This window comes from Cryobacterium sp. TS_SC_7, assembly GCF_056156285.1.
On record NZ_CM149589.1, the window covers coordinates 835,980 to 861,608 of the forward strand.

Here is a 25,629-nt window from a genome sequence, read left to right on the forward strand (position 1 = left end):
CTGTCGTGAAGAAGGGGGAGCCGAACTCACGGCTCGGCGTTGTGCTGGGCAGGTTCATCGCGCGGCCGCCAGCGCCAGCGGGTCAGTCGCGACCTTCCGGGACCGGCGCGACCAACCGGTTGAGAACCTGACTAGTCGTTCTGGCGGCTGGCCGGGATGGATCCAGTGTCGATGGTGTCGGCGGGAAGCGGCCTGGCGTGGGGGATCTTGCTGCCGAGGACCATGTCCACCACGTCGCGGGCGATCCGCTGCGGCGTCAGCCCGACGCGTTCGAGGATCTCGGCCCGGGTGCCGTGGTCGAGGAATTCGTCGGGCAGACCGAGTTCGGTGACGGCCGTGTCGACGCCTGCTTCACGCAGGTCCTGACGGATGCGGGTGCCGATACCGCCCACCCGGATGCCGTCTTCGATGCTCACGACGATCCGGTACTCCGCAGCCAGGGAGACGATGCTCTTCGGCACGGGCACGACCCAGCGCGGGTCGACCACGGTTGCCCCGATACCCTGGGCGGCGAGCCGCGCCGCCACGTCGAGTCCCATCGCAGCCATCGGCCCGACGGTCACGATGAGCACGTCCTTCTGGGTCGATTCCAGCAGCACGTCGACCCCGTCCGCCATCCGGCGAACCGCCTCGATCGGGGCACTGACGCTCCCCTTGGGGAAGCGCAGCACGGTGGGCGCGTCGTCGACCGCCACGGCCTCCTCGAGCTCCTCGCACAGGCGCACCGAGTCCCGCGGCGCCGCCAGGCGGATCCCGGGGACGACCTGCAGAATGGCCAGGTCCCAGATGCCGTGGTGGCTGGGACCGTCCGGCCCGGTCACGCCCGCCCGGTCGAGCACGAATGTGACGCCGGCTTTGTGCAGCGCAACGTCCATCAGCACCTGGTCGAACGCCCGGTTGATGAAAGTGGCGTACAGCGCGACGACCGGATGCAGGCCGCCGAAGGCAAGGCCCGCCGCGCTGGTCACGGCGTGCTGTTCGGCGATGCCCACGTCGTGCACCCGGTCGGGGAATCTCTCGGCCATCTTGTGCAGGCCGGTGGGGCGCAGCATCGCCGCGGTGATGCCGACGATCGTGGGCTGCACCGTGGCCAGGCGCAACAGCTCGTCGGCGAAGACGGATGTCCAGGAGGGCGCTCCGGCGGATTCCGTGGACTCCCCCGTCTCCGGGTCGATCTGGCCGACGGCGTGGAACTGGTCCGCGGTGTCCTGCACGGCCGGGTCGTAGCCCTTGCCCTTCTGGGTGATGGCATGCACGATCACCGGGGCGCCGTAACCCTTGGCCTGCCGGAGCGCCTCGACCATCGCCGCCATGTCGTGGCCGTCGACGGGGCCGATGTACTTGATGTCGAGGTTCGAGTAGAGCGCCTCGTTGTTGGTGAACCGGGAGAGGAAGCCATGCATGCCACCGCGCACGCCTCGGAAGAACGCCCGGGCGGGTGCGCCCATCCGTTCGAAGGCCTCACGGCTGGACAGGTAGGCGCTGTGGTACGCCTGGCGGGTGCGCACGGTGTTGAGGAAACGGGCCATGCCGCCGATGGTGGGGGCGTAGGAGCGGCCGTTGTCATTCACGATGATGATCAGCCGACGGGTGTTGTCGTCACTGATGTTGTTGAGGGCTTCCCAGGTCATGCCGCCGGTCAGGGAGCCGTCCCCGACCACAGCGATCACGTGACGGTCGCTCTGGCCGGTCATCTCGAAGGCCCGGGAGATGCCGTCGGCCCAGGACAGCGAACTGGAGGCGTGGGAGCTCTCCACGATGTCGTGCTCCGACTCCCGGCGTTGCGGGTAGCCGGCGAGCCCACCCGACTGGCGCAGCAAACCGAAGTCCTGGCGGCCGGTGAGCAGCTTGTGCACGTAGGACTGGTGCCCGGTGTCGAAGACGATCGCATCGCGCGGCGACTCGAACACCCGGTGCATGGCGATGGTCAGCTCGACGACGCCGAGGTTGGGCCCCAGGTGTCCCCCGGTCTTGGAGACCTCGCGCACAAGGAAGGCCCGGACCTCCGCTGCGAGCTGGACGAGCTGTTCCGTCGAGAGGCGATCAAGATCTCTCGGCCCGGAGATCGTGTCCAGTAGCGCCATCGATAACACCTTTCACGTTGCGCTATCCGCCACCACAAAACCGGCGCATAGATTCGGTCATGCCGAGTCTACGCGCCGGTTTCGGAAGCTAGCCGAGAGGCGGCTGGGTGCCGCTACGCGACCAGCGAACGCAGGACGTACTGCAGGATGCCGCCGTTGCGGTAGTAGTCCGCCTCGCCCGGGGTGTCGATGCGAACGACGGCGTCGAACTCGACAGTCTCCTTACCGGCCGCCGACTGCGGGCTCGGGGCGGCGGTCACGCGAACCGTCTTCGGGGTGGTTCCGTTGTTCAACTCGTCGAGCCCGGTGATCGTGACGATCTCCGTGCCGTCCAGGCCGAGAGACGCCCAGCTCTGACCGGCCGGGAACTGCAGCGGAACAACGCCCATCCCGATCAGGTTGGAACGGTGGATGCGCTCGAAGCTCTCGGTGATGACAGCCTTGACGCCGAGGAGGCTGGTGCCCTTGGCCGCCCAGTCGCGGGAGGAACCCGAACCGTACTCCTTGCCCCCGAAGATGACCAGCGGAGTGCCCTGCGCCTGGTAGTTCTGCGACGCGTCGTAGATGAACGCCTGGGGCGCACCGTCGACGGTGAAGTCGCGGGTGTAGCCGCCTTCCACTCCGTCGAGCAGCTGGTTGCGCAGACGGATGTTCGCGAAGGTACCGCGAATCATGATCTCGTGGTTGCCGCGACGCGAGCCGTAGGAGTTGAAGTCGGCGCGGTCGACGCCGTGCTCGAGCAGGTAGGCACCGGCCGGGCTGTCCGCCTTGATCGAACCGGCGGGGCTGATGTGGTCGGTCGTGACCGAGTCACCCAGCTTGGCCAGAACCCGGGCACCGACGATGTCGACCACTGGGGTGGTCTCCATGGTCATGCCGTCGAAGTACGGGGGCTTCCGCACGTACGTGGACTCGGGATCCCACTCGAAGACCTCGCTGGCCGGCGTCGGCAGTCCGCGCCAGCGTTCGTCGCCCTCGAAGACGTGGCCGTACTGCTTCGTGAACATGCCGGTGTCGATCGAGCTGTCGATCGTGGCCTGAACCTCGGCGGAGTCGGGCCAGATGTCCTTCAGGAACACCTCGTTGCCGTCGCTGCCGATGCCGAGCGCATCCGTCTCGAAGTCGAAGTTCATCGACCCGGCGAGGGCGTAGGCGATGACCAGCGGCGGGCTGGCCAGGTAGTTCATCTTGACGTCGGGGCTGATCCGGCCCTCGAAGTTGCGGTTGCCCGAGAGCACCGCGGTGACGGCCAGGTCGTTGTCGTTGATCGCGGCGGTGACCTCGTCGATGAGCGGGCCGGTGTTGCCGATGCAGACGGTGCAGCCGTAGCCGACGGTGTAGAAGCCGAGGGCCTCCAGGTCCGAGGTGAGGCCGGCCTTCTCGTAGTAGTCGGTGACGACCTTCGAGCCCGGCGCCAGGGTGGTCTTGACCCAGGGCTTGCTGGTGAGTCCCTTCTTCACGGCGTTACGCGCCAGCAGGCCCGCGGCGAGCATGACGGACGGGTTGGACGTGTTCGTGCACGACGTGATGGCCGCGACGGCGACCGCTCCGTGGTCGAGGGTGTAGTTCGCCCCGGCCTGCGTGGTGATCTCGACGGGCCTGGACACGCTGATCGGGGCGTGGCTCACGTGGCTGTGCGAGATCACGTGGTCGAGGTTCTCGTCTTCGGCGGTGAAGCCGGGCGGGTCCGATGCCGGGAAAGAGGCATCGACGGCGGCGTCGACCACGGTGAGGTCCTGCGTCGCATAGCTCTGCAGGTCCAGCTCGAACTGGGACTTCGCCTCCGTGAGGATGACGCGGTCCTGCGGGCGCTTCGGGCCGGCGATCGAGGGGACGACCGTGCCGAGGTCGAGCTCGAGGTACTCGCTGAAGACGGGTTCCTTGTCCGCGTCGTGCCAGAGGCCCTGCAGCTTGGCGTAGGCCTCGACGAGTGCGACCTGCTCTTCGCTGCGGCCGGTGAGGCGCAGGTAGCCCAGGGTGACGTCATCGATGGGGAACATGGCGGCCGTCGAACCGAACTCGGGGCTCATGTTGCCGATGGTGGCGCGGTTGGCCAGCGGCACCTGGGCGACGCCCGCACCGTAGAACTCGACGAACTTGCCGACCACGCCGTGCTTGCGGAGGATCTCGGTGATGGTGAGCACCACATCCGTCGCGGTGACGCCGGCCGGGATGGAGCCGTTGAGCTTGAAGCCGACCACCTTGGGGATGAGCATCGAAATGGACTGGCCGAGCATGGCCGCTTCGGCTTCGATGCCGCCGACGCCCCAGGCGAGCACGCCGAGGCCGTTGACCATGGTCGTGTGGGAGTCGGTTCCGACGCAGGTGTCGGGGTACGCCTGGAGCACACCGTTGACCTCTCGCGTCATCGTGACGCGAGCCAGGTACTCGAGGTTGACCTGGTGCACGATACCGGTTCCCGGCGGAACCACCTTGAAGTCGTTGAAGGCCGTCTGGCCCCAGCGCAGGAACTGGTAGCGCTCGCCGTTGCGTTCGTACTCGATCTCCACGTTGCGCTCGAGCGCGTCCGCGGTGCCGAACAAGTCGGCGATCACGGAGTGGTCGATGACGAGTTCGGCCGGTGCCAGCGGGTTGATCTTCTTCGGGTCTCCGCCGAGTTCGGCGACGGCCTCACGCATGGTCGCGAGGTCGACGATGCAGGGAACACCGGTGAAGTCCTGCATGACCACGCGCGCAGGCGTGAACTGGATCTCGGTGTCGGGTTCCGCCGTTGGAACCCACTCCCCCAGGGCGCGGATGTGTGCCGCGGTGATGTTCGCGCCGTCCTCGGTGCGGAGGAGGTTCTCCAGCAGCACCTTCAGGCTGAACGGGAGCAACTCGTAACCCTTGACGGCGTCGAGACGAAAGACCTCATAGTCCGTCGACCCGACCCGCAGGGTGTCCTTGGCTCCAAAACTGTTTACGACCGCATTATTAAGTGCCGACACGATGCCCTCTCCTTCGTGGAAACCGACGGGTAACCGTCCGCAATCCTCAATCCTGACGACCGGACGCCTGCGCCTGCCAGCAAGGGTTACCTAACCGGCGGATGCGACGTGCGGACGATGTCCTCGTCAAACTATCTTGACGTAGAGATAACTCTAGCGGTGCCCCGCCGATTCGCACGCCTTTTCGGTCAGTGTCGCGAAATCAGGGTGCCGAAAGATCAGGGTGTCGCGAGATTACTCGGACCGCCGCTCCGCGTTGTCGCCGGCCGCCCGGTAGACCGTCCTGACCATCAGCCACGAGATCACCAGGAGCGGCGCGTAGAGCGGGATGCCCATCAGGAGCTTCACAGCTCCCAGCCACTCGACGTTGCCGGAGTAGTACAGCGGCAGTTGCACGGCCAGCCGCAGCGCGAACAGCCCGGCCCAGCACAGGGTGAGGATGGTCAACACACGTCGTTTGGACGGGTCCGCCCGCCAGTCGATTCCGTCCCCCATCAGGAACCCCACGGCCAGGCCGATCAGCGGCCAGCCGACCACCGCCGAGATCAGAAGTGCACCGCCGTACAGCCCATTGGTCCAGAACCCAGGCAGGAAGAAGTCCTCGGCCCGGCCGGTGAACAAGGCCAGCACAGCGCTGAAGACCAGTGCCACCAGCCCGCCGACGGCCGGCGTCACCGTCTGGCGGCTGACCCGGCGCAGCCCGATGAAGACGACGCCGATCAGAACCGGTACGACCAGCGAGACCAGGAGCGAGTACTCCGGCAGAAGCTGCCGGGTGAAGGTGTAGGTGATCAGGAAGACCAGACCGGGCAGGACGGCCTCGACCAGACCACGGATGCCGCCCATCGCCGCCAGCAGGGCGCGTCCACTGATCGGCTCGCCCTCGGCGGCCGACGAGAAACCTGCCCGCCGGGCTGCGGCGGCCATGCCCTCGGCGAAGGCGCCGGCTCCCGGTTCGGCAGCGGGCCCGGACGACCCAGGCTCATGCGGTGATGCGCCGGGGCCGGGGGCCTCGTCGGGCGGCGGGGTTTCCGTCATCCGGCGTTCCTCAGGACTGGCCCGGTCCGGCCGCAGCGGCCGGGGTGGCCGGCATCCGGAGCGGGATGAGGTCACGCGGCGGCATCGGCGCCGAACCGCGCACCACCACGATGCTGCGAAACAGGTCTTCGATCTCACTCGCCGCATCGGGGTTGACGGCACCCTCTCCGGCGATGACACCGCGGAGGAACCAGCGCGGCCCGTCGACGCCGATGAAGCGGGCCAGCCGGCTGGATCCGTCGGCACCCTGGCCGGCCGCAACGGGGATCTCGGCAACGAGTTCAGGGCCGAACGGACCCTCGCGCAGAGTGGTGGTGCCACCCTGCTTGCCGATCTGGTCGGCGATCTGCGCGCGAATCTCGTGCCAGAGACCACTGGATCGGGGCGCGGCGAAGGGCTGCACCTGCAGGGTCGACCCGGCGTAGTCGAGCCCGATGGCGACGACCCGCTTGCTGCCCTCTTCGATTTCGAGCCGAAGGTGCAGGCCTTCACGGGGAAGGATCTTCACCCCGCCGAGGTCGACGTAGGGTCGCACGGGGTTGGCCTCGACTTCATCGAGGGGTCCCTCGGTTGCGCGGTCCTCCGGTGCGGATTTGGCCGACACGTCCATGGTCTCGTCCGTGTTCGCGGTGTCGCTCACTGGTTGTCTCCTGACGTTTCGGTGCCCGTGCTGCTCTGCTGGGTTCGGCCCGTTGACCCGAACCCGCCTTCACCGCGCTGGCTGCCCGGCAACCTGTCGACGGGAATGAACGCCGCTCGAGCGACCGGCATGATGATGATCTGGGCGATGCGGTCGCCGACCGCGATCGCGAACGACGCGTTCTGGTCGGTGTTCAGCAGGGCGACCTTGATCTCGCCGCGGTACCCGGCGTCAACGGTTCCCGGAGAGTTCACGATCGTGATGCCGTGCTTGACGGCAAGCCCGCTGCGGGGAACGACGAACGCTGCGAACCCGTCGGGTAGGGCGATGGAGACTCCGGTGCCGACCAGGGCGCGCTCGCCGGGGGCCAGGACCAGATCCTGGGAGGAATGAAGATCCGCTCCCGCGTCGCCCGGATGCGCGTAGCTCGGGAGGATGGACGCGGTAATCAGGACTTCGACGCTTTCTGCCACGTGTCGAGGCTAGTGCAGAAGTCTGATCGAATAGAGCCATGCCTGAATATCGCGAAAAACTCTGGGCCTCACCCGCACCGTATGTCGCCACCGCACTGATCATCCCGGCCAGCATCCTCGTGTTCGCACCGATCTCGATGTTCGCCGGGATCCTGATCGCCGCGGGGTTGTATGCGGCGTGCGTTCTGACGCTGATCCTGTCGGCTCCGCTGATCCACGTGCGGAACGGCGAGATCATCGCCGGGCGAGCGAGCATCTCGGCCGACCTCGTCGGGGAGGTTCAGCCCTTCGACGGGGAAGAGGCGGCACTGGAGCGCGGGCGCCGGCTCGACGCCAGGGCGTGGCTGCTCATCCGTGGGTGGATCCGACCGGTCGTGAAAATACCGATCGACGATGAGACCGACCCGGCGCCGTACTGGCTCATATCGACGCGGCACCCACAGAAATTGGCCGCCGCGATCAACGGATCGCGACGGCCAGCGTCAGATGATTAAGCGCGTTTAGGAGTCGCACTCCAGGCAAACCGGGCCGAGCTTGGTCTCGTGCGACATCTGCGAACGGTGCTTCACCAGGAAGCATTCCACGCAGGTGAACTCGTCGGCCTGCGGAGGCAGGACGACGACATCGAGGTCGAGGTCGGACAGATCGGCGCCGGGAAGGTCGAAACCACCGGGGTTGTCCGAGTCGTCGACATCTACGACACCGGACATCTTGTCGGGTACGCGCTCCTTGAGGGCCTCAATCGACTCCGAGTCGTCTTCGGTCTTCCGTGGTGCGTCGTAATCGGTTGCCATGCCCATCCATTCAGTTACGCCGAGAAACGATTTCGGCGGCCATAGTTTCCAACAATCCGGGCGGAATAGCAAACTACACGTCGCCGTATCTGTTCGGCACAGTCATCAACTTGCGGCACGCCCGGCGTATTCCCCAGCGATTCGGCTTTTACATGGCAGTCTTGGCTGCACTAGTGATCGCGAGAGGGCTTTCAACATGCAGGAATTGAAAGTTATTGGAGTCGAGAACGGTGCGCTGCTCGCAGCGTCAGAGGAGGGTGACCGGTTCCGGATCCCCATCGATGAGGTTCTCCAGTCCCGGCTTCGCCAAACCCAGGCGGATCCCACGTCGGGGCCGAAGCTCAGCCCCAAGGAAGTGCAGGCCCACATCCGTGCCGGCATGTCCGCCGAGGACGTGGCCGCCGTCACGGGCGCATCCATCGATTTCGTGCGTCGTTTCGAAGGCCCGGTCGTCGCGGAACGCGATTACATGGTGTCCTGCGCGCTGAGCGTGCCCGTGCACACCGCCATCGACCCTGACCCGATTGAGGGCGGAGCCAACTTCGGCACCGTCATCCGGGAGCGTCTGGCGTCCCTCGGCGCCACCAACGAGCGCTGGGCCAGCTGGAAAGAACCCGGCGCCGGGTGGATCGTCAAGCTCTCCTTCACCGCTGACGACATCGACCACGACGCCCGCTGGGGCTTCGAACCGAAGAAGAACTCCCTCACGCCGGTCGGCAGCGAAGCCATCGCGCTCTCCCAGCAGGGCGAGCTCAAGGGCGCCCTGATCCCGCGCTTGCGCGCCGTCGGCGCCGAGACGAGCCCAGCCGACGTATCCAGATTCGACAGCGGCGCCTTCACGTTCAGGGAATCCCTGGCGGAGGACCTGCAGAACGACACCGCTCCGCTCCTGGACCCGGTGCCGTACTCGCGATCGGCCGGCACGACGGAGGCGGTGTCCCGGGCAGCCATCAAGCGCGCCGACGAACCGCCGCAGAGCCTGAGCGAGACCGCGGACCTGCTCGCATCCCTCCGCCGTCGCCGCGGGGAGCGCGAGGCGGCCGCGTTCGAGAGCAATCAGTCCGAGAGTCACCGAACGGGCCTCACCGGCAACACGGGCTTCACCGGAAACACCGGCCTGCAGTCGGAGGGACCGGGCATCCGTCTCGTGGACCAGCCCGTGGCGGCCGTCGAGCCTGCTGGCGCCCCCGGCGCCGAGGTGTCGGCGGCAACGTCGGAAACACCCCGCAATGCCTGGTCCGCTCAGGCAGCCGCATCGCAGACGCCGTCCGTGACGCCGCGCCCGGCAAGCAACCACGGCAAGCGTGGCCGCGCCTCGATGCCCAGCTGGGACGAGATCGTGTTCGGCGCCCGCACCGACGACGACCTGCCCTAACCGCGGGAGTTCACCGGCATCAGTCCCCGTTCGACTACCCTGAACACGTGAGAATCAACACCCGTGTGCGATCGGCGAGCCGGATTCCACTGCTCCAGGCCGCGAAGACATCCGCCGCGGTCGCCCTGGGCTGGACCCTGTCGCAGCTTCTTCTGGAAACTCAGCAGTTGCCCGTTTTCGCAGCGATCGCGGCTCTGCTCGTCGTGCAGCCGAACATCAATCAGACTCTCGGCCGCGCGGTCGAGCGCAGTCTGGGCGTCATCGGCGGCGTCATCATCGCCTACGGCGTCGGCGTCTTCTTCGGGCAGTCGAGCTGGGTGGTGCTCCTGGCCATCGTGTTCTGCATCATGCTGGCCTGGGCGCTCCGGCTGGCCCCCAGCTCAGCGAGCCAGATTCCGATCAGCGCCATGCTCCTGCTCACGATCAGCACGGCCACGGCGGAATACGCCCGGGATCGCATCGTCGAGACCATGATCGGAGCGGCCGCCGCGCTCCTTGTCAACGCGCTGATCGTGCCGCCCGTGCTGCTCGCTCCGGCCCACGAGGCCGTCGTGCGACTGGCCTACGAGGTCGCGGACACCCTGGACCGCATCGTCGACGCCCTGCGCTTTCCACAGAAAGCCAGCCAGATCGAAGAGATGATGATCAAGGTGCGGCTGTTGCGCCCCATGCTCGCCAAGGCGGACCAGGCCCTCAAGCAGGCCGAGGAGAGTCTCACGCTCAACCCCCGGCATGCGGTCAACCGTCGCCTCCTCGATGTCGACGAGGAACTCTTCGTCAGGCTGACCTCGCTCGTAGCGCGCACCATCGGCATGACCCGGTCCCTCCGCGACCACTACGACCACTCGCTGCATCTCGAGCCCACGGTGCTCGCGATCACGGTGGAGCTGAGCCGGGCCGCCCACGATCTGCGGCTGCTCGCCGAACAGGTCGACCACCCGGGTGCCCAGCAGGTCAGCCTGTCGTTGGAACCGCCTACCCTGACCGCTCCCCTGACCATTGCCACGCCGCATCCGCAGCACTGGATCCTGATCGGATCGCTCATGGAGGACCTGCGTCGGGTGCGCGAGGAGATCAAGGGCGCGTAGCGCGGCGAGCGGTGTCGCCGCAGCCAGGTGTGTGGCACGGCCGGGACATCGCGGCTTCTCCGCCCCGGTAGCGGCAACCACAACCGCACTCGCACTCTCACTCGAACCAAACGAGGGCCCCACACCTGTGGGGCCCTCGTCTCGGGGATGCGTGTTTCGTGCTCCGGCGCAGGTCGTGCGCCCGGCGGCTACGCCTGGTTGAGCGCGGCCTGCAGCTCGATGGTGATGGTGACCTTGTCGCCGAGCAGCATGCCACCGGTCTCGAGGGCCGCGTTGTAGGTGAGTCCGAAGTCGGCGCGCGCGACCTCGGTCTTCGCGGTGGCACCGGCCTTGTAGTTGCCGTACGGGTCCGTGCCGAAGCCACCGAACTCAAAGTCGAATGTGGCGGGCTTCGTGACGCCCTTGATGGTGAGGTTGCCGTCGACGAGGAAGTCGCCCTTGACCTGGCGCACGCCGGTGGAGACGAAGTCGATGGTCGGGTACGTCTCGGCGTCGAAGAAGTCGCCGGTGCGCAGGTGACCGTCGCGGTCGGCCTGGTTCGTGTTGATCGAAGCGACCTGAGCCGAGGCGGTGACGGAGGAATCAAGCGGGTTCTCGCCGGTGACGAAGGTCGCATCGAACTTCTCGAACGTGCCCTTGACCTTGCTGATCATGATGTGACGGATGCTGAAACCGACCTCGCTGTGGGTCGGGTCGATGGTCCAGGTTCCGGCCTTGTAGCCGGGGATGCTCACTGCGGTGGTCTCAGTCATGGGTTCTCCTCAATTCGCGGGACGGTGGATTCTCGCCCTCGGTTTCATGCAAGCGCATAGGACTCGTCTTTATTCCGGACCGGAGAATTTGTTTGGGCGGCGCCACCCCCGCACCCGCCGGATTCCCTTGACGGTGCACGGGGCGGCGCGTACCGTCACCTCCGCAGAGGTCCGGTGCGCAGAGGTTCGGTACGCACAGGTTCGGTACGCACAGTGCCGGTACTGCGTGCGACTGTGGAACGGAGGCCGAGATGCACCCACGGCTCCTGATCATCCTGAGCCTGGTCGCACTCCTGTCCGGCTGCGCCTCCTCGCCGGCTCCCACCGCGACGCCCTCGGCACCGGCCACCGAGCGCGTGGTGGTGCGCCCCGTCACCGCGGGCGGCCTGCCCGCCGCGGGCTTCACGGCGACCGACGACACGACCGTGACCCTGGACTGCGGCACCACAGCACTCGACGCACGGCCCTCCCCCGTCGCCGTCGATGACAACATCCTGATCTGCTCTCCCTCGAGCGCCTTCACCGTGGCGTGCTGGCCGGGCCCGACGCCCGGTTTCGCGGCCTGCTACCGCGATCCCTGGAGCACGGAGGTGGTGCGCCTGCCCACGACCGCCGAGCTTCCGGCATCCGTTGCCTTCGCCGAGGCTCGCCCCCTCGGCCTGCTGCTCGGGGATGGCGAGCGCTGCCTGATCCGCAGCGGTGGGGTCTGGAACGACCTCGACCAACATCCCGGTTGGTACGGCACGTACTCGTGCTCGGACGACCGAGCGCTCTGGGCCGGAAGCGGCGACGGCATCGATCGGACCGATCCGCGCTGGACTGTGAACATCGCCCCCATCTCGGGCACCGAGCCTGTGCGCACCCAGGAAGTCGTCACGGCCTACTACGTGGGCACGGCCGAGGGCTGAGCCCAGGCGGCATCCGCCGAGATCAGACCCGAGATCAGGTGCCCATCGTCTCGGGCCGCGGGGAGATGCGGCTCGCGGCTCGCTGCTCGCTGCTCGCGGCTCAATGTAGACCCGCGGATCAGTCCTGGGATGCTTCCGTACGTGTGGCTCCTCACCCACCGGCTTCCCGGGTGGCAGCGTTACACTCGGGAATCGAGCGGGGAGGCACGCATGCTGATGAAAGACATGGCCGGCGAGGCCGTGCTGATCGCCGCCGGCGGGCGTTCCATCCTGCTCCAGATCGCCGACCCGGCGATCGGCCACGGGGTGGCACACCACAGCGATTTCGCCTCCCGCCCGCTGGATCGGCTGCGCGGCACCCTGACCTATGTGTACGCCGTCGTGTTCGGATCACCCGAGGAAATTGCCCAGGCGCGACGCCGGGTCAATGCCGCCCATGGCCCGGTCTCGGGCCCGGCGACGGCGCAGAGCCCCGCCTACAACGCCTTCACTCCGGAGCTGCAGCTCTGGGTCGCCGCAACCCTGTACGACTCTGCCCTCACGATGCGGGAGCTGGTCTACGGTCCCCTCGCCGACGCCACGGCCGACGCGCTGTACCAGGAGTACGGGGTCCTGGGCACTGCCCTGCAGATGCCTCCGGAACTGTGGCCACGTGATCGGGCCGCCTTCGCCGCGTACTGGGATCGGCGACTCGGTGAGCTTCAGACGGATGCCGCCACGCGCGCCGTGGCCCGGCAGCTGATGCACCCGCGCACCGGGCCGCTCTGGCTGCGGCTGATGATGCCGGTCGGCCGGTTCGTCACCATCGGTCTTCTGCCGGCGTCGGTACGGCCGCTGTTCGGCCTGCCCTGGTCGGCCGGCGAGCAGCGCCGCTTCGACCGGCTGGTCCGGCTGATCGCCGCCGTGTACCCGCGGCTGCCGCGCCGGCTGCGCCACTGGCCCAAGAACCATTACCTGCGCGCGATGCGGCAGTCGCGGGAGCTGGCAGTAGTCTGAGACTTTCCAGAGTCTGAGGATTCCAATGACGCAACACTCGACACCCGCCGCTCCGGGCACCCCCGACGATCTCGATGCGATCGACCGCAAGCTCGTCGCCGAACTCAGCCGCGACGGTCGGCTCTCGATGCGGCAGCTGGCCACGCTCGTGCACATTTCCCGGACGACCGCGCACAGTCGCGTGCAGAATCTTGTGCGGCAGGGTGTGGTGACCGGGTTCGGCGCCCAGATCGACCGCAGGGCGCTCGGGCTGAGGGTCTCCGCCCTGGTGATCGTGAGGATCGGCGACGTGTCCTGGGCCGAGATGGCACGTCGGCTGAGCGAACTGCCCTTCGTCGAGAAGGCGCAGGCCGTGAGCGGCGACATCGACATCATCCTCACCGTCAGCGCCCCGGACCACGAGCAGCTGAGCCAGGCCATCCTGCGCGACATTCACAGCATGCCCGGCGTGATCTCCACTCGATCCCACCTCATCCTCGAGGAAATCACCGGACTGCCGCCGGCCCGCACGACGGACAGCTGGAGCTGACAGAGCTGTTCTGACGGACGAATGGCTCGGCGCGACGCAGCTTCGGGCCAATCGTTCGCATCCGTCTCCCCGGCATCGTCGACGGCGAGGAGATGCCGCAGCATTGCGTCATGAGCCTCAATGTCGAGAGCCTGGTCGAGAGCCCCCTCACCGCGCCGCGCCCCCTCCGTCTGATCGATGACACCGGCCGCGCCGCGCCGCCGGACGACGCAGCCGGGTTCGTCCTGCCGGACCCGGCGACGCTCCTCAGCCTGTACCGGCGCATGGTCGTCGCCCGCCGGTTCGACGTGCAGGTCACCGCCCTGACCCGGCAGGGACGCCTGGCGACGTACCCGTCGGCCCTCGGCCAGGAGGCCTGCGAGATTGCCGCGGTCGCCGCCCTCGACCCTGGGGACTGGCTCTTTCCGACCTACCGCGACAGCATCGCCCTGCTCACCCGCGGCGTGCCGCCCGAGCAGATCCTGGCCTCGTTCCGCGGCGATTGGCACAGCGGCTACGACCAGAACGCCCACCGGATCGCCGCGCAGGCCACCCCGCTGGCCACCCAGGCGCTGCACGCCGTGGGACTGGCGACCGCGTCCAAGCTCAAACGGGACAGCACTGTGGCGCTGACCCTGCTCGGCGACGGTGCCACCAGCGAGGGCGACGCGCACGAGGCGTTCAACTTCGCCGCCGTCTGGCAGGCCCCGGTCGTCTTCGTGGTGCAGAACAACCAGTTCGCGATCAGTGTGCCGCTCGACAAGCAGATGCGCTGCCGCACGATCGCCGACAAGGCGATCGGCTACGGGATGCCCGGCTATTTCGTCGACGGCAACGACGTCGCCGCCATGTACGCGGTGACCTCGGCGGCGGTGGAGAACGCCCGCGCCGGCCACGGACCGACCCTGATCGAGGGTCTGACCTACCGGATGGAGGCACACACGAACTCCGACGACCCGAGCCGCTACCGCGATGCCGGAGATCTGGAGATCTGGCGACGCCGCGACCCGATCACCCGCCTGGACACCTACCTCGGCGAGGTCGGGGCGTTGAGCGACGCGGAGCGGGCGGACATCCGTGCCGAGGCCGAGGATCTGGCCACGGACACCCGGGAATGCATGACCCGCTCCGCCCCGGTGGATCCACTTGAACTGTTCGACCACGTCTATGCAACCCCGCGCGCCGCCCTGATGGAGCAGCGCGCCTTCCTGGCGGCCGAACTCGCCGAGCACGCCGCCGCATCCGCTTCCTCCACATCCAGCACCGCCGAAGCAGGGGGAACCCGATGACTCTCCACGACACCACCGTGACGCGCGCGCCGGTCACCCTGACCATGGCGGCGGCGCTCAATGCGGCGATCCAGGACGCGATGCGCGACGACCCGACGGTCGTCCTGTTCGGCGAGGATGTCGGCCCGCTCGGCGGCGTCTTCCGGGTGACCGACGGGCTGTACGCCGAATTCGGGGAAAGCCGGGTGAGCGATTCGCCGCTGGCCGAGTCCGGGATCGTGGGCACCGCGATCGGCATGGCGATGTACGGCCTGCGCCCGGTCGTGGAGATGCAGTTCGACGCGTTCAGCTACCCGGCGTTCGAGCAGATCGTGTCGCACGTGGCCAAGATGCGCAACCGCACCCGCGGCCGCGTGCAACTGCCGCTCGTGATCCGCATCCCCTACGCCGGTGACATCGGCGGGGTGGAACACCACTCGGACTCCTCCGAGGCCTACTGGGCGGCGACTCCCGGCCTCACCGTGGTCTCGCCGTCGAACCCGGCGGATGCCTACTCGATGCTCCGTGAGGCCATCAACAGTGACGACCCGGTCATCTTCCTCGAGCCCAAGAGCCGGTACTGGTCCAAGGCCGAACTCAGCCTGCCCGTGCGCACCGCGCCGATGAACACCGCGGTCGTGCTGCGGGAAGGCACCGACGTCACCCTGATCGCCTACGGACCGACCGTGAAAACGGCGCTCGCCACAGCGGAGCTCGCCGTGGCCGAGGGCCTCTCCGTCGAGGTGATCGACCTGCGCAGCCTTTCCCCGTTCGACGACGAGACCGTGGGCGCATCCGTGCGGAAGACCTCCCGTGCCGCCGTGCTGCACGAGGCGGCTCAGTTCGGCGGCTACGGAGCCGAGGTGGCCGCCCGGCTCACCGAGCGCAACTTCTTCCACCTGGCCGCACCGATCCTTCGGATCACGGGCTTCGACATCCCCTATCCCTCCCCCAAGCTCGAGGAGTACTTCCTGCCCTCCCCCGATCGCATCCTCGCCGCTCTCGGAACGTGGGAGTGGAACTGATGGGACAGAACTTCATCCTGCCCGACCTCGGCGAGGGACTCACCGAGGCCGAAATCGTCTCCTGGCTGGTTGCCGTGGGAGACACCATCGCCATCGACCAGCCCGTGGTCGAGGTGGAATCGGCCAAATCGGTTGTGGAACTGCCCTCGCCCTACGGCGGCGTGGTCGTGGCCCTCAACGGGGTCGCCGGCCAGATCGTGCACGCCGGCCAGGTGCTGTTGACGGTGACGGATGCCGCGGATGCGCCGGTTTCCCCGGCTGCCGAGGACGCGGCACCGCTCGCCGCCCTGCCTGTCGCAGTGCCCGCAGCGTTTCCCGATGCGGAGGTCGGCGGGTCGGCATCCGGTGCCGTGCTGATCGGTTACGGCACGACCGAGAGCACGCGTCCGGTGCGGCGCCCGGCGGCCGCGCGCTTCGGCGTGCGGCCCGGTTCCGCGGCTGCGGTCGCCGCGCCGGTCGACGCACCAATCGTCGTACCGGTCGCCACGGTGGCGCCGGTCGCGGCTTCCACCACTCCGGCCAGCCCGGCCGGCCGTTCCCCCGTGGTCTCGCCGCTCGTGCGGCGTCTGGCGCGCGAGAACGGCCTCGACGCGACCCTGCTCGTCGGCACCGGGAGCAACGCGCTCGTGCTGCGCCGTGACGTCGAGGAAGTGATCCGGCAGCGGGCAGCGGCGGCCGTGCCCGCACCGGTGGTCGAGCCTGCACCGGTGGTCGAGCCTGTCGAGACCCGGCCTGCACCGGTGGTCGAGCCTGTCGAGACCCGGGCCGCACCCACCCCCGACATCCGCATCCCGATCACCGGCCTGCGCAAGGTGGTGTCGGAGCGAATGACCACCTCGCGACGGGAGATCCCCGAGGCGACCGTCTGGCTCGACGTCGACGCAACCGAACTCTTCGCCGCCCGGGACCGCCTCTTCGACGCCACCGGTGAGCGGTTCAGCGTGACCGCACTGATCGCCCGGTTCACGGTGGCCGGGCTGCGCAAGTTCCCGCTGCTGAACTCCTCGGTGGACACGGCGAGCCAGGAGATCCTCCAGCGCGGAGCGATCAACCTCGGGCTGGCCGCCCAGACCCCACGGGGGTTGATGGTGCCGGTGGTGCATGGAGCCCACGCGATGACCACCCGCGAATTGCGGGATTCGATCGCCGGCGTCGTGGCCCAGGCCGCGGACGGCTCGTTCCCGCCGGCCCGACTCACCGGCGGCACCTTCACCCTGAACAACTTCGGAGCGTTGGGCGTCGACGGGTCCGCTGCCATCATCAATCACCCGGAGGCCGCCATTCTGGGCATCGGACGGATGATTGAACGCCCCTGGGTGGTCAACCACGCCCTCGCAGTGCGCACGGTCGTGGAGTTGTCCCTGGTCTTCGACCACCGGGTCTGCGACGGCGGCACGGCCGCGGGATTCCTCACCTATGTCGCGCGCTGCATCGAGTCCCCGGTGAGCATGCTCGCCGACCTCTGACTACCCGCGCGACAGCCCAGGTGCATCAAGCAGTTCTCGCCCTGACCCTGGGGAAGGGCTGAGCGGCGCCGTTGATGCTGGCGAACGTCACATCGTTCACAAGATGCTGGTCTTCGCACCATGAGTTCTGGGGCCGGGTGCGGTTCTTCCCATCGGACTGACGGAGCGCCGTACCACTCGTAACATCGGAAAGCCTCGGCAGGTGTGCTGGCAACGGGCTAATGCGCGAGAGACTGGGGGTATGCCCGATCTCACTCTGCACGGCGGCGTCGGCAGCCGTCTTGACGCCGAGATCGAAGTGAAACACTCCAGATTCCTTTGCCGTCTGGTGAGAGCCGAGACCAAGGATGCCGCACGGGCAGCCATCGAGGGCGCACGCAAGGAACATTGGAGTGCCCGCCACCACTGCTCGGCATTCGTGCTCGGGCCGAGCGATGCCCCCGACCAGGTGCGTCGCTCAAACGACGACGGTGAACCGTCAGGAACCGCGGGCCGCCCGATGCTCGAGGCACTGTCCGGGCGCGGTTTCGTCGACTGCGTGGCCGTCGTCAGCCGATATTTCGGTGGCACACTCCTCGGCGCCGGCGGTCTCGTGCGCGCCTACTCAGACGCCGTGCTGACCACGATCGACGAGGCCCAGTCTCTGGGGCTGGTCGTGGCGCGCGAACGCCGTGAACTGTTCACGCTTGCGCTGTCCCACGCGGACGCCGGTCGCATCGAGGCCGAGTTGCGCCAGCGCGGAGTGCTCATCCTGGGTACCGACTACGGGCAGGACGCGGTGCTGCACATTGCCGATGACGACGCCGCGCGGCTCGCCGCAATCGTTGCCCACGTCACGGCCGGAAGCGCGGAACTGGAAGCCCTCGGCCACGAATGGGTCGACGTCGAACCCTGAACCGGTTGCCTGCGTGGCCGTGAGTCGATTCGTGTCGTGAAGTTCAGTGTCTTACCCGGGACCGCTGTCACCCCGCTAGGGTCGCTTGCGGGACCCCACGAGCAGGTGAATGGCAGGGCCACCCTGAAAAGCACCCCTCGAGGAAAGGAAAACCGTGATTCTAGCCATCATTGTCGGCTGCGAGGTCGGATTCTGGGTTCTGATCGTGCTGGGCCTGTGCGCTCGGTACCTCTTCCGGCTCAGGCGAACGGGACTGGTGCTGCTGGCTCTGACTCCGGTTGTGGACATCGTTCTTCTCACGGCGACTGCGGCAGACCTGATGAACGGGGCCACGGCGACGGTTTTCCACGGCATAGCGGCGATCTATCTGGGATTCTCCGTCGCCTATGGGCACAAGATGATCACCTGGGCAGACTCGCGATTCGCCCATCGTTTCTCCGACGGTCCGGCGCCGGTCAAACGGTACGCCTGGGCGTACACGGCCGAGTGCTGGAAAGACGTGGCACGCACCGCACTCGCCGTGCTCATTGCTGCCGGAACCCTCTGGATGTTGACCCTAGTTGTGGATGACCCCGACAGAACTCAGGCGCTGACCGACCTGTACAGAATTCTTGCCGTGATCTTCGGCGCAGAAGTCATATGGGCCCTCGGGTACACCGTGTGGCCGAAGAGTCAGCCTGCCACGGCTCAGCCGAGCGATCTGCGCTCGGGCCCCGTGTCCGACCCTGCGTCCGAATCTGCGTCCTGATGCCTACGCGGGACGGTTGATGGCCCGATGTGAAGTCGGAATGGTGCGTCACAGGTCGGACAGCCCTCCTCCGATCAGGGCTGCGCCGATCACCAACAGCACCACGCTCATGATCGCGGCGTTGTGGCGCACCAGGATCACCCGTACGTGTTCGAGGCGATCTCGCATCCGTTCAGGGGCCACGACAAACGCCAGCACAGGCACGGCAACGCTCAGGCAGGCGATCACCGTATACGCAGCCGCCACGACGAGCGTCGGACCCAGAGGAAGGCCGACGCTGCCGATAATGATGCCCGCTCCCACACCGAGAAGCACTTCCTTCGGGTTGGCCACCGACAACAGGAGAGCCGTGCGCGCAGCCCGCCAGGGTGAACTGCCTTCGATCGCGGACATCCAGCCGGGGAGTTTCGGCTCCTTCTCCTCTCGCGGCCATCCCGGCCATTTCCACACCGCCAGCACCACGAGCGACACCCCCACGAGAACACGCGCCACCGCGCCCAGGAGTGAAACATCATCGGATTGCTCGACGAGATCTGACATCGTGGCAAACACCCCGACGATGGCGGCCACACCGACGACGCGTCCGGCCAGGAATGCCAGACCGGCGGACCGGCCCGTCGGCGACAGAAGCACGAGGACCACCGCGATGATCGGAAACGGACTCAATGCGACCGCCACAGCGACGGGAAGTGCACTACCGAACGCCTCGATCATTGCGGGCTCCTGTTCTGCTGGGCCAATCGTGACACGCCCGCGGGCCGCGCCCAAGTGGCTGATTTCGAGCCAGCGTTGCTGGTGCGGCCTTAGCGGTCGGGGTCGGATTCTGGCGGAGTCACCCGGACGAGGATTGTTCCAGCCTCGTCCCCGATGGAGAGCACAAAAGCGGTGTCGGTAACCCAGACTGCCGCCTTCGCGCCGCAGGAGAACGGCAACCCCGTCGGCTTCCCGGCCTGCAGGATGGCCAGTCCCCCGGTCGCTGAACGCGAGCAGTCCCCCTTGTTCGCCATGACGTCCTGCGCCTTCGATGAACCGCGCACCAGCGACCAGTCCAGGTCAGTGGCTTTATCCGCGGTCGAGTTCCCCGCCAGCACGTTCCCGGCGGGACTCACGGCCAACACCGGCATCCGATTCGAGTGCGCGCCGAGAGACGTGACTGTTCCGTCGACGTCGATCGCGAACGTCTCCCGGTTCGTGCTCACGTAGACAGCGCCGGTGGAATCGGTCTCGATTGCGACAGCCGTTGCGGTCAGACCTGAGTCTGCGCCCAGCACCGTGGTTTCCCGCCCTGTCGCGTCGATGGCCCGGACGGCGAACGGCTTCGGCTGCACGCTACCGGACGGACCGGCATAGACATCGGGCACCGTCTCTCCCAGAAAATCGACGAACACGATTAGGCCGTCTGCCCCCGCGGCGACGTCGCCGATCGCCGTTGCATCGACTCCGATCCGTGTCCAGGTGCCCGCCTGCGTATCGAACCGGAAGATCCCGGTGCCGCTGCCGAGGGCATCCGTTCGATCGGTTCGAGAGACGACGAGGTCTGTGGGGGAGACGGCCGAGATCCCGTGCACGGTGCTGAAGTCATCGTCGTTGAATCGGCTCAGGGTGTCACCGCTCTGATCCAGGTGCAGCCAGGAACCACCGGACTCGGTCCAGAACCCTCCTGCGGTATCTGCGGTGATGTTCGCCATGGAATAGGTGACATCGATTAGGTTTTCGATACCTCCGTCCAACGCATCGTCGTCCAGTGCATTGTCGAACTCGATCGGCGCCACGCGCCAGGAGTCCGGCGAGATGACGGAACACGCGCTGAGGGAAACCACCAGCACGACGGACCCCCACGCCGTCATCCATCGTCTGTACGTCATACCTTGAGGATCACCCGGATCTTCGACAGAAGCCCGACGAACACGCCGCGGTCGCAAGTTCCGTCATCGATGGAGCCGACTCGCTGGTCGTGTGAACCACTCAGACTGTATCGGTCAGAATGGCGCAGGCTCGGGCATTTCCTCTGAGTCGGACCCCGGCTCGGGCTCCGGCTCCGCAGGGTTCGGTGCCGGTTCCGCAGGGTTCGGTGCCGGTTCCGCAGGGGGCGTGGCCGGTTTCGCGGCCGTCGATGCCGAGTGGATGATCGTGGCCGGCTCGCTCACGAACGTGCGGCCGGTCGGCGATGTCCACTCCAGCAGCCCGTCGCCGAGATGCTTCACCCGCCACCCGGTCTCGCTCTTGAGCGCATGACACGCCCGGCACAGGTGCGCGAGGTTGTCGTGCGCGGTCACACCGTCGAACTGCCAATCCACGGAATGGTCCAGGTCGCAGTGCGCGGCCGACTTGTTGCAGCCCGGGAACCGACACGTTTTGTCCCGCACCCGCAATAATCGTTTCAGGTCTTTCGGCACCTTGTACCGGTCCCGCCCGACCGACAGCACCGCGCCCGTTTCCGGGTGCACCAGGATGCGGGTGAAGCTCGGCGCCCCGGCCGCGATCCGCCGGGCCGTGTCCGGGTCGATCGGCCCGTACCCCTCCAGGAACCCCGGCTCCTCACCGAGCCCCATCAACGTGAGCACAGGCACGGTCACATTCACCGCACCCCGAATACCCTTGCCGATTCCGGACGGGGTGACCCCGTCGAGGATCACGTCGGCGAACACATCCGCCGTCAACTGCGTCAGCGTGCGCTCCTCGCCCGAACCCTGCAGGCTCAACGCGGCCAGCGTCACCCGCTCGAACGCCCCGGCCACCTTCTCCGCACTGTCATACAGCGTCAGCGACGCCATGCCGTCGGGTTCGGGCTCGAAAAACACCGCCCGGTCCCGCACCGACTTCTGATGCCGGGCCCTGATCGTCTCCGGGTGCAGACGCTCCCGCAGCAACCGCGCCCGGTACTTCAGCTTCGACGCCGTCACCGTACCCGCCGCACGCAGCACCGCCGCCTCGAACGCGGGCTTCGCCTCCTCGGGCACCGACCAGGCCTGATTGATCACCGCCCGCGCATGCTGATAACTGATCTCCCCCGCCGCCAACGCGACCCGGGTCGCGGGGAGCTCGACGGCCAGGGCCCGGCTCTCCGCGATCAGGTTCTCCGCCGTGCGCCGCGGCACCCGGATCGTGCACGCCAACTCACTCACGAACTCCCGCTCCGCGACCTCCGCCGCATCCCACCGCGACCCCGGCAGCCGCACGGCCGCGTTCGCCCGCGACTGCCCGAACCGCCGGCCCGCCTCGACCAACTCCGCCCGCCGCGCAAAGGCCTGCGCGATGGCCCGTTCGGCCTCCGCGATCGCCTCGAAATGCGCCGCGAGAGCCTCCTGCTCGGCAATGAATGACGGCTTCATGAGACACACGTTACGGGCACCCACCGACATTCCCGGCAGCATCCGCCCGACCCCGAACGCCCTGTGGATAACCCGATCAGAGCGACATTGTGGAGGAACCCAGACCGAGGAACTGCCGCAGCTGATCCACACCCTCGACGTGCAGTTCGGTCTCGGACCGGTTCAGGGTTTCGGGATTCAGAACCAGTCTCTGGTTCAGGGCCAGTTCGTCGTTGCGCCTCTTCAACCGGCTGACTCCGTTCTCCCGATAGCCGACCTTTCTCGACACGGCGAGCGACGCCGGGTTGTCCAGAAACGCGGCGGAGGTGACCTCGGCGGCGTCCAGGTGATCGAACATGAAGGTGCAGAGCGCCTGACGCATCACGGTGCCGATCCCCCGGCCGTGGTGCTTCAGCCCGAGCCAGGAGCCCGTCTCCCCCGTTCTCGTGACGAGGTAGTCCCTGGTGGAGATGCTCTGGCTACCCACGACCTCACCGTCGACGCGCACCGTGGTCTCGAGGGTCCAGGCCGTCGGCGTCATCTCGGCTCGTTGCGCCCAGTGGTATTGCAGGAGTCGCAACCGGACCTCGTCCGGGGACCCGGCGGTCCACGGGAAGAAGAACGGCATCTCAGTCGGGGCGTGGATGCCTGCCACGGCGAGGGCTTCGAGTGCGGGCAGGTCAGCGTCTCGAACCGGAGACAAAGTCACAGATCCGCAGGTGATTTTCAACCCGAAGGGCGGCCACAGTTCATCGATCGATTTGGACATGTGACCAACCTATGTGCACCCGTTCCGTCACCGCAGACGGAGCGCTTCGCCTTCAGCTCGGTGCTGCTCCGATGGCGGGAGCCAGCAGCATCCGGCCGACGTCGTTCACCGTTTGGGACAGACCACGAAACGCAATGGTCGAGATGCCCTGGAAGCGTTCTTTGTCTCTGGCGCCGGCCCATCGTCCCGATGCCGCGAATGATTCTCAGCAATTCTTCCCCCAGAATTCGCGGCTCCCGTGACTATCCAGACGCTAGCAAGGAACCATGCAGAGACTGCAACAAAACCGAGGTCCCCCACCGTCGCGTGAATACCCCAGGGGGTATGCTATTCTCGAGGCAACCAACCAAGAAAGAGGACCACCATGTGCTACCGCATCACGTGTTCAAACTGCAAGAAGGCAACCTGGGATGGCTGCGGCCAGCACATCGAGGACGCCCTCTACGGCGTCGCCGAGTCCGATCGCTGCACCTGCAGCAATGGAAGCTAACGGGACAACCGGACCCAGCAGAGCAAACGTTCTGCTTGCCCGGGCCGAGGCCGTGCGCGAGTGGTCACTACTGCTCGGCGACACGACCTCGTGCGCCCTCGCAAAGGACGGCCGCTCACACCCCGCCGCCAAGTTCCAGGAGGGCAAAGTGGCAGCCCTCAGCGAACTGTCACGCCGCATCGACGATGACACGGATGCTGGAACCGTTACCGCCGAGGTCATCGCCGTCACGACCCGCTGGACGGAACAGACCATGCCCGGTGCCCGCCCGAACCAAGACTGGGCGGCATATCGCGCCGGTGGGATTCACGCTCTGACCGAGATCGCAACCGCGCTGGAGACGACCAGATGACCACCCAGGAACAGCCGATCATCGGCGAATTCGTCGACGGGATCGATTTTCCCGTGGTCAACGAGCGTGCGATTCGGGCATCCGCCGGCCTGCTCTTTCTCGGCGGCATCATCGCCTTCATGGTCGCTGCACTCACGGATGACTATCAACCGTTGCGCATGTTCGGCGCCATCTTCATGTTCGATATGACCTTTCGTCTCTTCGTCGGCACCAAATACACGCCGAGCCTCATCGTGGGCTCGCTGCTGGTCCGGGCGCAACGGCCGGAATGGGTAGGCGCAGCACAGAAGAAGCTGGCCTGGTCGCTCGGCCTCGGCATGGCCTTCATCTCCTGCGGGGTGATGGGTTTCCTCAATGTCAGCAACGGGATCACCCTCGCGCTCTGCAGCCTCTGCCTGTCGCTGCTGTTCGTGGAGACCGCGTTCGGCATCTGCCTCGGCTGCGAGCTGCAGCGGATCTTCGCGAAGGAGAAGCCGCAACTGTGCGCCGGGGACACCTGCGCGTATGTGCCGCCGAAGCGCGGAGAACGCCACACTGTTCAGCCGGAGTCACCGCGGTCTCTCGAAGAGCGCTGATCTGCCCCGCGCACTACCGGGTCAGGGAGGCGCACTCCGGAGCGGCATCGAATGCCTGCCCGATCGTGCTCGTTCCGTCGGCGGCGGCCGTTCCGATCGCGGACACCGTGGCTGCGAGCGCCGTCAGGGAGGCGCCGGCATCGCTGGCTACCGAACCGAGGGCGACGACGAGGTCGGTGCCCGTCGCGCCCTCCACAGAGGCCACGCTCGACTCCAGGTCGGAAATCGACGAACTGAGGTCATCCGAGGAGTCTCTGACGGCGGCTAGTTCGGGATCATCTTCACTGCTCGCCGGCACGGCCTTGATGGTGTCCGCGAGCACGGTCGCCGACTCCTTGACGGTCTGCATCTGGGCGTTCAGCCGGGCCGACACGTCGTCCCCACCTGCTGCGGCGGTCGACACCAGACCCTGGACATCCGTTTTCAGAGTGGCCGTCGACGAGCAGACGTCACCGGCCCACGCGGTCTGCTCCTCGGTGGGCGGCGTGCCGGACGGAGACTCCGTCGAGGTCGCGGCGGGCGTGGGTGACGCGGCCGGCTCCGACTGTGCGCATCCCGTCAGCAGGGAAGCCGCGGCGAGAAGACCGATCAGGGCGCCTGCATGCAGTGTGCGGACCGATTTCGTCATGGAGTTCTCTCCTTCGGTGACGGACGGCATCCGGCCCGCTCCCCCCTTGAGAGACGGGCCGGACATCGTGGACCAATGCCTCTGCAGCTACATCTACCGCGTCATGCCTGCTACTGCTACTGCTATTCAGTGTCTTCCGAGGTCAGCTGAATCGCCAGGCCGAGGGCTTCGGCGATCCTGCCCACGGCGGCCGCGGTGCGTGCGGTGCCGATGATCGGCGAAACGGCGACGAGCACGTCCTCGACGTCATCGACGGTCAGGCCCGCATCCTCCGCCGGCCCGATGTGCAGCAAATAGGACATCATCGGCGCCTCGACCGCGGCGAGGGCCGCGATGCGCACCAGCATCAGCGCCCGATTGTCCAGTTCGGTGCGGGACAGCGACACGGCGTTGATGTCGACCAGAGTCTCCATCACCGGGTTGTCTCCATGTGCCATGAGTCACTCCATTTCCAGGGCCGAGCCCTTGTCGGTGTCATCGGAACTCACCGGTCACGGG

At 67.1% G+C, this 25,629-nt stretch carries 26 protein-coding genes; 13 read left to right on the top strand and 13 right to left on the bottom strand.

Going from position 1 to position 25,629, the window contains the following annotated elements; translation table 11 throughout:
- Nucleotides 1-131: 131 nt before the first annotated feature.
- The 5 genes from dxs to dut all read right to left on the bottom strand — a co-directional run bounded on the left by dxs (nucleotide 132) and on the right by dut (nucleotide 7,183).
- Entirely contained in the window at nucleotides 132-2,084 is a 1,953-nt protein-coding gene (gene dxs / locus AC0J5J_RS03905) for a 1-deoxy-D-xylulose-5-phosphate synthase (RefSeq protein WP_134425256.1), read from the bottom strand.
- A gap of 113 nt (nucleotides 2,085-2,197) precedes the next feature.
- A complete protein-coding gene (locus tag AC0J5J_RS03910; RefSeq protein ID WP_134425257.1) occupies nucleotides 2,198-5,032 on the bottom strand; it encodes an aconitate hydratase in 2,835 nt (944 codons plus the stop codon).
- Nucleotides 5,033-5,266: 234 nt separating this feature from the next.
- Nucleotides 5,267-6,070 (bottom strand): DUF3159 domain-containing protein, encoded by an 804-nt coding sequence (locus tag AC0J5J_RS03915; protein ID WP_474899592.1) that lies wholly within the window; start codon nucleotides 6,068-6,070, stop codon nucleotides 5,267-5,269.
- 10 nt (nucleotides 6,071-6,080) lie between these two features.
- The gene (locus AC0J5J_RS03920) at nucleotides 6,081-6,680 is read right to left on the bottom strand and encodes a DUF3710 domain-containing protein (protein ID WP_134425276.1); all 600 of its coding nucleotides are present in this window, start codon (nucleotides 6,678-6,680) and stop codon (nucleotides 6,081-6,083) included.
- Nucleotides 6,681-6,706: 26 nt separating this feature from the next.
- Nucleotides 6,707-7,183: a dUTP diphosphatase gene (gene dut / locus AC0J5J_RS03925; protein WP_134425259.1), complete on the bottom strand. Its 477-nt coding sequence runs from the start codon at nucleotides 7,181-7,183 to the stop codon at nucleotides 6,707-6,709.
- A 38-nt stretch (nucleotides 7,184-7,221) separates the two neighbouring features.
- Here dut and AC0J5J_RS03930 point away from each other — a divergent pair, with 38 nt between their 5' ends.
- Entirely contained in the window at nucleotides 7,222-7,677 is a 456-nt protein-coding gene (locus tag AC0J5J_RS03930; RefSeq protein WP_134425260.1) for a DUF3093 domain-containing protein, read from the top strand.
- Between the two features lie 6 nt (nucleotides 7,678-7,683).
- Here AC0J5J_RS03930 and AC0J5J_RS03935 read toward each other — a convergent pair whose 3' ends face one another.
- A complete protein-coding gene (locus AC0J5J_RS03935) occupies nucleotides 7,684-7,977 on the bottom strand; it encodes a DUF4193 domain-containing protein (RefSeq protein ID WP_134363594.1) in 294 nt (97 codons plus the stop codon).
- A gap of 196 nt (nucleotides 7,978-8,173) precedes the next feature.
- Here AC0J5J_RS03935 and sepH point away from each other — a divergent pair, with 196 nt between their 5' ends.
- Both sepH and AC0J5J_RS03945 read left to right on the top strand, forming a co-directional pair.
- Nucleotides 8,174-9,352 (top strand): septation protein SepH, encoded by a 1,179-nt coding sequence (gene sepH / locus AC0J5J_RS03940; protein ID WP_474899594.1) that lies wholly within the window; start codon nucleotides 8,174-8,176, stop codon nucleotides 9,350-9,352.
- Between the two features lie 47 nt (nucleotides 9,353-9,399).
- Entirely contained in the window at nucleotides 9,400-10,440 is a 1,041-nt protein-coding gene (locus AC0J5J_RS03945) for an FUSC family protein (RefSeq protein WP_134425262.1), read from the top strand.
- A 188-nt stretch (nucleotides 10,441-10,628) separates the two neighbouring features.
- On the opposite strand, the gene AC0J5J_RS03950 is transcribed toward AC0J5J_RS03945, so the two are convergent.
- On the bottom strand, nucleotides 10,629-11,192 hold the full coding sequence (locus AC0J5J_RS03950) for a YceI family protein (RefSeq protein WP_134425263.1): 564 nt from the start codon (nucleotides 11,190-11,192) through the stop codon (nucleotides 10,629-10,631).
- Between the two features lie 251 nt (nucleotides 11,193-11,443).
- Between AC0J5J_RS03950 and AC0J5J_RS03955 the strand changes: the two genes are divergently transcribed.
- The 8 genes from AC0J5J_RS03955 to AC0J5J_RS03990 all read left to right on the top strand — a co-directional run bounded on the left by AC0J5J_RS03955 (nucleotide 11,444) and on the right by AC0J5J_RS03990 (nucleotide 19,006).
- Nucleotides 11,444-12,100 carry a hypothetical protein gene (locus tag AC0J5J_RS03955; RefSeq protein WP_474899596.1) on the top strand — a complete coding sequence of 219 codons (657 nt, stop codon included), beginning with the start codon at nucleotides 11,444-11,446 and terminating at the stop codon, nucleotides 12,098-12,100.
- 210 nt (nucleotides 12,101-12,310) lie between these two features.
- The gene (locus tag AC0J5J_RS03960; protein WP_474899597.1) at nucleotides 12,311-13,096 is read left to right on the top strand and encodes an oxygenase MpaB family protein; all 786 of its coding nucleotides are present in this window, start codon (nucleotides 12,311-12,313) and stop codon (nucleotides 13,094-13,096) included.
- A gap of 25 nt (nucleotides 13,097-13,121) precedes the next feature.
- Nucleotides 13,122-13,625 (top strand): Lrp/AsnC family transcriptional regulator, encoded by a 504-nt coding sequence (locus AC0J5J_RS03965; RefSeq protein ID WP_474899598.1) that lies wholly within the window; start codon nucleotides 13,122-13,124, stop codon nucleotides 13,623-13,625.
- 110 nt (nucleotides 13,626-13,735) lie between these two features.
- A complete protein-coding gene (gene pdhA, locus AC0J5J_RS03970) occupies nucleotides 13,736-14,893 on the top strand; it encodes a pyruvate dehydrogenase (acetyl-transferring) E1 component subunit alpha (RefSeq protein ID WP_474899600.1) in 1,158 nt (385 codons plus the stop codon).
- Entirely contained in the window at nucleotides 14,890-15,897 is a 1,008-nt protein-coding gene (locus AC0J5J_RS03975; RefSeq protein ID WP_134425268.1) for an alpha-ketoacid dehydrogenase subunit beta, read from the top strand. The genes pdhA and AC0J5J_RS03975 overlap by 4 nt, the downstream gene beginning before the upstream one ends.
- Complete coding sequence (locus AC0J5J_RS03980; RefSeq protein ID WP_474899602.1) at nucleotides 15,897-17,363, top strand: dihydrolipoamide acetyltransferase family protein; 1,467 nt, start codon at nucleotides 15,897-15,899, stop codon at nucleotides 17,361-17,363. Before AC0J5J_RS03975 ends, AC0J5J_RS03980 begins: the two co-directional genes overlap by 1 nt.
- A gap of 241 nt (nucleotides 17,364-17,604) precedes the next feature.
- Nucleotides 17,605-18,258: an IMPACT family protein gene (locus AC0J5J_RS03985; RefSeq protein WP_474899604.1), complete on the top strand. Its 654-nt coding sequence runs from the start codon at nucleotides 17,605-17,607 to the stop codon at nucleotides 18,256-18,258.
- A 154-nt stretch (nucleotides 18,259-18,412) separates the two neighbouring features.
- Nucleotides 18,413-19,006, top strand: a complete 594-nt coding sequence (locus AC0J5J_RS03990) for a hypothetical protein (RefSeq protein WP_474899605.1) — start codon at nucleotides 18,413-18,415, stop codon at nucleotides 19,004-19,006.
- Nucleotides 19,007-19,054: 48 nt separating this feature from the next.
- On the opposite strand, the gene AC0J5J_RS03995 is transcribed toward AC0J5J_RS03990, so the two are convergent.
- The 4 genes from AC0J5J_RS03995 to AC0J5J_RS04010 form a co-directional block, all read right to left on the bottom strand.
- The gene (locus AC0J5J_RS03995) at nucleotides 19,055-19,720 is read right to left on the bottom strand and encodes a GAP family protein (protein ID WP_134425273.1); all 666 of its coding nucleotides are present in this window, start codon (nucleotides 19,718-19,720) and stop codon (nucleotides 19,055-19,057) included.
- Nucleotides 19,721-19,809: 89 nt separating this feature from the next.
- Nucleotides 19,810-20,871: a hypothetical protein gene (locus tag AC0J5J_RS04000; RefSeq protein WP_474899607.1), complete on the bottom strand. Its 1,062-nt coding sequence runs from the start codon at nucleotides 20,869-20,871 to the stop codon at nucleotides 19,810-19,812.
- A gap of 114 nt (nucleotides 20,872-20,985) precedes the next feature.
- On the bottom strand, nucleotides 20,986-22,338 hold the full coding sequence (locus AC0J5J_RS04005; RefSeq protein ID WP_474899608.1) for an HNH endonuclease signature motif containing protein: 1,353 nt from the start codon (nucleotides 22,336-22,338) through the stop codon (nucleotides 20,986-20,988).
- Between the two features lie 76 nt (nucleotides 22,339-22,414).
- Nucleotides 22,415-23,086 (bottom strand): GNAT family N-acetyltransferase, encoded by a 672-nt coding sequence (locus AC0J5J_RS04010; RefSeq protein WP_474899610.1) that lies wholly within the window; start codon nucleotides 23,084-23,086, stop codon nucleotides 22,415-22,417.
- Between the two features lie 638 nt (nucleotides 23,087-23,724).
- On the opposite strand from AC0J5J_RS04010, the gene AC0J5J_RS04015 reads away from it, so the two are divergent.
- Together AC0J5J_RS04015 and AC0J5J_RS04020 are read left to right on the top strand one after the other, a co-directional pair.
- The gene (locus AC0J5J_RS04015; RefSeq protein ID WP_134424073.1) at nucleotides 23,725-23,928 is read left to right on the top strand and encodes a hypothetical protein; all 204 of its coding nucleotides are present in this window, start codon (nucleotides 23,725-23,727) and stop codon (nucleotides 23,926-23,928) included.
- Entirely contained in the window at nucleotides 23,925-24,503 is a 579-nt protein-coding gene (locus AC0J5J_RS04020; protein WP_134424074.1) for a DUF4395 domain-containing protein, read from the top strand. Before AC0J5J_RS04015 ends, AC0J5J_RS04020 begins: the two co-directional genes overlap by 4 nt.
- Before the next feature lie 13 nt (nucleotides 24,504-24,516).
- Here AC0J5J_RS04020 and AC0J5J_RS04025 read toward each other — a convergent pair whose 3' ends face one another.
- Together AC0J5J_RS04025 and AC0J5J_RS04030 are read right to left on the bottom strand one after the other, a co-directional pair.
- Nucleotides 24,517-25,131 carry a hypothetical protein gene (locus AC0J5J_RS04025; protein WP_474899611.1) on the bottom strand — a complete coding sequence of 205 codons (615 nt, stop codon included), beginning with the start codon at nucleotides 25,129-25,131 and terminating at the stop codon, nucleotides 24,517-24,519.
- Between the two features lie 122 nt (nucleotides 25,132-25,253).
- Entirely contained in the window at nucleotides 25,254-25,568 is a 315-nt protein-coding gene (locus AC0J5J_RS04030) for a carboxymuconolactone decarboxylase (RefSeq protein ID WP_134424076.1), read from the bottom strand.
- Nucleotides 25,569-25,629 lie beyond the last annotated feature (61 nt).